The organism is Desulfosalsimonas sp. (assembly GCF_046483245.1).
GTDB lineage: Bacteria > Desulfobacterota > Desulfobacteria > Desulfobacterales > Desulfosalsimonadaceae > Desulfosalsimonas.
The window spans coordinates 1-6,268 of record NZ_JAWODO010000048.1 but is presented as its reverse complement, the minus strand read 5'-3'; the positions used below and the strand labels follow the sequence as shown (position 1 = coordinate 6,268).

At 51.5% G+C, this 6,268-nt stretch carries 7 protein-coding genes and 1 pseudogene; 7 read left to right on the top strand and 1 reads right to left on the bottom strand.

The genetic code is table 11. The features are described from left to right. The 7 genes and pseudogenes from R6U41_RS05065 to R6U41_RS05035 form a co-directional block, all read left to right on the top strand. Positions 1-300, top strand: a pseudogene (locus R6U41_RS05065) (hypothetical protein); the annotation flags it as partial. Positions 301-341: 41 nt separating this feature from the next. Continuing rightward, on the top strand, positions 342-617 hold the full coding sequence (locus tag R6U41_RS05060) for an amphi-Trp domain-containing protein (RefSeq protein ID WP_410268749.1): 276 nt from the start codon (positions 342-344) through the stop codon (positions 615-617). Then, complete coding sequence (locus tag R6U41_RS05055; RefSeq protein WP_410268748.1) at positions 617-2,260, top strand: PhoU domain-containing protein; 1,644 nt, start codon at positions 617-619, stop codon at positions 2,258-2,260. The genes R6U41_RS05060 and R6U41_RS05055 overlap by 1 nt, the downstream gene beginning before the upstream one ends. 29 nt (positions 2,261-2,289) lie before the next feature. Continuing rightward, on the top strand, positions 2,290-3,171 hold the full coding sequence (locus R6U41_RS05050) for a GAK system ATP-grasp enzyme (protein ID WP_410268747.1): 882 nt from the start codon (positions 2,290-2,292) through the stop codon (positions 3,169-3,171). Continuing rightward, the gene (locus tag R6U41_RS05045) at positions 3,161-4,270 is read left to right on the top strand and encodes an HprK-related kinase B (protein ID WP_410268746.1); all 1,110 of its coding nucleotides are present in this window, start codon (positions 3,161-3,163) and stop codon (positions 4,268-4,270) included. Before R6U41_RS05050 ends, R6U41_RS05045 begins: the two co-directional genes overlap by 11 nt. Then, positions 4,267-5,481, top strand: a complete 1,215-nt coding sequence (locus R6U41_RS05040) for a GAK system CofD-like protein (protein ID WP_410268745.1) — start codon at positions 4,267-4,269, stop codon at positions 5,479-5,481. The genes R6U41_RS05045 and R6U41_RS05040 overlap by 4 nt, the downstream gene beginning before the upstream one ends. Positions 5,482-5,512: 31 nt before the next feature. Then, the gene (locus R6U41_RS05035; RefSeq protein WP_410268744.1) at positions 5,513-5,818 is read left to right on the top strand and encodes an amphi-Trp domain-containing protein; all 306 of its coding nucleotides are present in this window, start codon (positions 5,513-5,515) and stop codon (positions 5,816-5,818) included. A gap of 54 nt (positions 5,819-5,872) precedes the next feature. On the opposite strand, the gene R6U41_RS05030 is transcribed toward R6U41_RS05035, so the two are convergent. Beyond that, a partial coding sequence (locus tag R6U41_RS05030) for a PhoH family protein (RefSeq protein ID WP_410268743.1) occupies positions 5,873-6,268 on the bottom strand: 396 nt, incomplete at its 5' end.

The window sequence follows — 6,268 nt, the reverse complement described above, 5'->3', positions numbered from 1 at the left end:
GACGGCATCGAGGTATGGAACCCCCAGTCCAGGCGATACACGGACTTTTTAATTTCCGTGTTAAACGAAAAAAACCAAAGGCGCCGGCACGGAGAATCCCCGCTGCTGATTTTCATGGGCGATGACACCCATATGGGGGAAAAACGAAAGGATCCCGAAACCCAGGATCCAGGCAAGGCCGTCCGGGAAATCGGTTTGCAGCCGGCCTGGGAGGATCTGAAAATCCGAAAACAGCTGATTTTTGCCAACACAAGCCGCAGACAAGTAATTCGTGACTATGTCCAGCGGCTGACCGGATAGATTTTAATCATCTTATCGTTGCTGTATCAGGGAGAGCTCCAATGGCCGATGAATACAGATTTGAATACGAATCCTTGCAGGACAACAAATCCATTCAGTATTTTCTCAATTCTCTGGTGGAAGGCTTTGAAAAAGGCCGGATTTCGCTGACCACCGAAGACAGGGAAATTCATTTGCATCCCAACGCCCTGTTGAAATTCAAGGTAAAAGCCAGAAAAAAAACAGGCGCCAGCAGCCAGCTGCAAATCAAAATTTCCTGGAAAGACTCCGGTCAAAACCAGGACGACACCGGCCAAAGCATACGGATTATCAGCTGATGCACACTTTTGAGGGAGTGGAGGAAAACCTGCGGTTTCTCATTGTTGAGACCGAAAACCAGGTCCGGTCAATCCGGGCCTTTCTCGGCCGTCCGTCCCGGGAAACATATGAAAGGATTATCTCAAAAGATGATTATATTGATAATTTAAAGGCTGTTATTGAAAGCATGTGTTTTACCAGAATCCACAGCCAACAGCCGGAGCAAAAAGAAATCAATAAAATCCGTTCCATCCAGACCATCGGGGTCAACCTGGAGCGCATGGCCGACTTTTGTGTCAACATTGCCCGGCAAATGGGATATCTGGATGATCCGGCCATCTTAAATCAATACGAATACGAACCGGCTTTTGACCTGATCGAAAAAAGCCTGAACCGGATCCGGCCTGTTTTTCATGATGCCGATCTGGCCGGAGCGCTTTCCATCTGTAAAACCGAATACGGCCTGGATGAAATCTACAAAACCTGTTTCGACCGGATCATGAATGAACTGGAAACCGGAGGAGACGCCCGCCGCCTGATCACCGTTCTTTTTATCTTCCGGTACCTGGAACGTATCGGCGATTCCATGCTCAATGTCGGAGAAGCGCTGATTTTCAATATCCTGGGAGAACGGATCAAGATCGAACAGTTTGAAGCCCTGCAAACCACCCTGTCCAAATCCGGCTTCAAGGAATCTATTGGTGAAATCGATTTCCAATACATCTGGGGAACCCGTTCGGGCTGCCGCATCGGCCGGGTCGGACAAAACAGCGCCGCCTCCATCCCGGATGCCCAGGGCAGTATCTTCAAGGAGGGCACAAAAAAAAAGATCGCCCGGGAAAAGAAGAGTCTCGAACGTTGGAACCGGACTTTTCCGGGGCTGACCGCCCGCATTTACGGCTATAATGAAGAAAGCCAGAGCGCTTCAATGCTGGTGGAGTTTCTGCCCGGCTGCACCCTGGATGAATGCATCCTGTCCACGGATGACGAGATCCTGCAAAATGCGCTTTTCCTGTTTCATCAAACCATTCTTGAAGTCTGGGAGGCCAGCCGCAAGGCGTGTCCTGTTCAAACCGACTATATGGATCAGATACAGGCCCGGTGGGAATCCATTCTGCGCCTGCATCCGGATTTCTGTCGGCAATCCTGCCGGATCAACAACAAAACCATCGATTCCACCCAGACGCTTCTCGACGGCTGCCGGTCTGTTGAGGCAGAAATAAAAGCCCCTTTTAGCGTGCTTATTCACGGGGACTTAAACGTCAACAACGTGGTCTACAACCATCAGCGCCAGCGGGTTCATTTTATTGATCTTAACCGGTCCCGGGATTTCGACTATATCCAGGACGTGTCCGTGTTTCTGGTATCCAACTTTCGTATGCCTGTATTTGAAACAAAATTCAGGGAGCGGATATACAGGGTTATGAATGATTTTCTCCGGCATGCCGCAAGTTTTGCCGCAAAATATGATGACCGCACATTTGATTTACGGATGGCCCTGGCCCTGGCCCGTTCATTTTATACCTCCACCCGGTTTGAGACAAACTCTGTTTTTGCCAGGGAAATGTTTCTGCGGGCCCATCTGCTGATGGAAAAAATCACTGAACATCCGCCCCGGCCCTGGGAGGATTTTCAACTCCCTGCTCATGTGCTGGATCTGTAAACGGCAAAGCCGAAAAAAGGATCAATGAATTGACAAAAATCGCGGTGGTGGGAACCAGAAATGGCTGGTCTTCGGAAAAACTCGCGGATTCGGTTTCCGCAATCACGGGCCACCGCATTCTGGTGGAGATGGAGCAGGCCTGTCTGGATCTGGGGCAAAACCAAGTGTGGGCCAAAGAAGTGGACCTGATGGCCGTGGACGCAGTAATCATAAAAAAGGTGGGAAGCCGGTATTCTCCGGACCTTCTGGATCGGCTGGAAATACTTCGCTATATCCACAGCGCCGGTGTTCCAGTATTTTCTTCCCCCGAGCGGCTCATCCGTGTGGTGGACCGTCTCAGTTGCACGGTAACCATGAAAAACGCCGGGATTCCCATGCCCGAAACCACAATCACCGAAGATATCGAAGCGGCAATAAAAGCTGTAAACGTTTACGGCAAGGCTGTTGTCAAGCCCCTTTACACTTCCAAGGCCAGGGGCATGCTGCTTCTGGAAAAGGGCCCGGATGCAGCAGCCGCCCTGGAGGCCTACCAAAAGGACCATAGCGTGTTTTATATTCAAAAAAAAATTCACATACAGGAACACGACCTGGGCATTGCATTTCTGGGGGGGCAATATCTGACCACCTATGCCCGAAAAAAAAACAATGATGCCTGGAATACCACCATCCGTTCAGGGGGCACCTATGCGGCCGTGGACCCCCCCGAGGGCGTTATTGCCCTGGCACAGCAGGCCCAGGCCCTGTTCGGACTGGATTTCACCTGTGTTGATATTGCAATGACAAAAAACGGCCCTGTGGTATTTGAAGTATCCGCATTCGGCGGGTTCCGCGGCATTCAGGAAACCCGGGACATGGATCCGGCAAAACTTTATACAGATTATGTATTAAAAAGGATCGGCCATGCGCATTGATGATCTGACAACCGAAGCCATTGCCCAAAAAATCCGCGAAAACCTTCCGGCTCCGCATCAAATGAAAATCCGCCTGGATGACTGCGTAATGGCCATTTGCGCAAGTGACCAAAAGATTATCGGGTATCTCAGGAGCTACTTCGGTCCTTTTCTGGCAAAAGACAACGCCTCCGCCCGCATCCATATAAGCGTTCATCAGAGCCCTGCACCGGAAATCGTCCACAGCCTGACCAACCATATGCCCGGCTCCGGAAAAACCAAAATCAAGGAAGCCTTTGCTGAAATCACCAACGGCCGGATTGTCAAAAAGCTGCAGACCGGCATGGTTTTTGTCTTTGGCAGCGGGATTCACCTGGCGGCGGGTCCGTGCATGGAAAACATCAATCAGGTGATCAACTTCATCAACAACCGGTTTATTGCGTTCAAACTGGATCAGGGCGGCCTGCTTGCCCATGCCGCCGGTGTCAGCTTACAAAATAAAGGAATCGGAATCGCCGGGTTTTCCGGAACCGGCAAATCAAGCCTGGCGCTCAAGATCGTCAGCCTGGGAGCCGACTTTACCAGCAACGACCGGCTGATCCTGATGAAGACAAAAAACAGGACCCACATGCTCGGGGTCGCCAAGCACCCCCGTGTGAATCCCGGCACTCTTTTAAACAATCCGGATCTTGGCTTAATTCTGCCGGCCACCGAAAAGACCCGGTACAGACAAATGGACACAGCAGCCCTGTGGGCCGTGGATGCAAAATATGACGTGCGGATCCTGGATGTATTTCCTGAAAGAAGGTTTTTGATACAATCGCCTCTCAATGCAATGGTGATCCTCAACTGGCAGCTCTCCGATGCCCCTGCTGCCATCCGGGCGGTGGACCCGGCCCGGCGGCAGGATCTGCTGCCGGCCCTGATCAAATCACCCGGAGTTTTTTATTCCTCGGAAAATTACCAGGTTGGTGAAGTCAGCCCGCAGCCGGCATATATCCAGGCCCTGGAAACCTGCGAAGTATTTGAAGTCAGCGGTGGTGTTGATTTTGAGTGCGCGGCTGAGTACTTCATGCAGTATCTTCGCTTTGGCGCAGCCCCGCTTCGGAAGGCAAAATGAAAAATCCGCAATTTTCACCCGCATATTTTGAAATCTCCCGGAAAGCCCGGCTGCCTGACCCGATCCGGTTGGCAAGATACGAAAAAGTGCCGGATCTGGGACCCAAGCTTCTGTTTTTCAGCGGCGGCACGGCTCTCCGGCAGTTAAGTGCCCGTTTGATCCGTTATACGCATAATTCCATTCACGTGATCACACCCTTTGATTCCGGCGGCAGCTCTGCACAATTGCGCAATGCCTTTCATATGCCGGCGGTGGGAGACATCCGCAACAGGCTCATGGCGCTGGCAGATCAAGGGATACACGGCAATCAGGAAATTTTCGCACTTTTCAGCCACCGCCTGCCCAAAAACGCCGGCCGGGAATCATTGGTGGAAGATATCACCCGCATGGCCAGCGGGAAACATCGACTCGTGGCTCGGATCCCTGATCCCATGCGCAAACTGATCCGCAACCACCTTTTATCATTTCTCGACAGCATGCCCGAAAACTTTGATTTAAGGGGCGCCAGTATCGGCAACCTGATTCTTGCCGCGGGATATTTAAACAACCGACGCCTTCTGGATCCGGTCATTTATTTGTTTTCCATGCTTGTGCGGGTTCGGGGAACTGTTCGTCCGGTGGTCAATAAACACCGCCACCTGGTGGCTGAGCTGGATTCCGGGGCGCTTCGGGTGGGCCAGCACCAATTCACTGGAAAACAAACCGAACCCATCAACGAAGAAATCAAACGCGTTTATCTTGCAAGCAACAAAAAATCACCCGAGCCCGTGGAAGTGCAAATCCGGTCCAAAATGCGGGAGTTGATCCGCTCCGCAGATCTCATCTGCTATCCAATGGGCAGTTTTTATTCAAGCCTGATCGCCAACCTGCTGCCAAGTGGGGTAGGCGATGCCATCTGCGGGGTCAGGTGCCCAAAAATTTTTGTCCCCAGCACCTATCCGGATCCGGAACTCCGGGGTCTGGATCCAACCCGGCAGACTGAAATTCTGCTGTCGTATCTCAAGGCGGATGATCCCGGAAGAATTCAAAACCCACAGGTGCTTGATGCCGTTCTGGTGGACCGGAAAAACGGGCAATACACCGCTCCTGTGGACGAAAAAAAACTGAATGAAATGCAGGTCCGCGTCATTGACTATGGCCTGGTCAGCCACCAGAGCCGCCCCGCGGTGGATGCCGGAAGGCTGGCGCAATGTCTGCTGTCATTGACCTGATTGGAAAAACCCAACGACAAGGAGGCTCCCCATGAAAAAAGACAAAATCACCCAGCATCAAAAAGCAAAGCGCGAAGAAGTCACCGGATACCTGGAAGATCTGGTAAATTCCCTGCGCAACGGGAAAATCGTGGTGGAACAAAACGGCCACTTTATTGCCCTGACCCTGCCGGAAACCCTGGAAATTGAGCTGGAAGCCCGCCAGAAAAAGGAAAAAGGATCCATTTCCATTGAAATTTCCTGGAAAGAACCGGAAACTGTTTCTGAACCGGCAGGCATCAAAATCTCATCGGAAGAACCCGAAGAAACCGAGCAGACAGACACGGAGCGGGAATAAGGCATTTGGTAAACAAAAAAAGGGGGGATGCACCAGAATGCAACCCCCTTCCTCCTACAAAAGATCGCTGGCCAGTTCAGCCAGTTCCGAGCGCTCCCCTTTTTCAAGGGAGATATGTGCGTAACGCTTCTGGCCCTGCATTTTTTCGATCATGTAGCTCAGGCCGTTTGAAAGGGTATCCAGATAGGGATGATCAATCTGGTGGATATCACCGGTAAAAACCATCTTGGTGCCCTCGCCCGAGCGGGTGATAATGGTCTTGATTTCATGGGGGGTCAGATTCTGGGCTTCGTCCACGATGAAAAAAATCTTTACCAGGCTTCTGCCGCGGATATAGGAAAGCGGAGAAATAACCAGCTTGTGGGCTTCGAGCATCCGACTGATCTGCTGATGGGATGTTTCGGTTTCGGAAAACTGATTTTGAATCACGGAAAGATTGTCATACAGGGG